1 protein-coding gene is annotated in these 277 nt (G+C 33.9%); it reads left to right on the top strand.

Going from position 1 to position 277, the window contains the following annotated elements:
* Positions 1 to 277, top strand: a 277-nt coding sequence (locus tag SB724_RS19935; protein ID WP_410572550.1) for a condensation domain-containing protein, incomplete at both ends; no start/stop codon positions are given.

Raw genomic sequence — 277 nt, 5'->3', positions numbered from 1 at the left:
GAGATAGAAGACTATCTACAAGCCGCTAGTAGCGAATCCTTTAATTTAGAACAATCACCATTAATAAGAATTTCTTTACTAAATATATCAGATAATGAAAATCTATTTTTTCTCTCAATGCATCACATTATTGGAGACGGATGGTCAACAGAGTTATTGGTGTCAGAAATAGTTGATAACTACAACAAGCTTCTTAAGGACGAAGATAGTAAAGATAATGAGATGCAAGAAGAAGCTCCATTATCCATCCAGTATAAAGACTATACGATATGGCGGC

It is taken from the genome of Bacillus sp. SIMBA_031 (assembly GCF_046535225.1).
Classification (GTDB): domain Bacteria; phylum Bacillota; class Bacilli; order Bacillales; family Bacillaceae; genus Bacillus; species Bacillus velezensis.
This window is presented reverse-complemented; position numbering and strand designations above follow the sequence as displayed.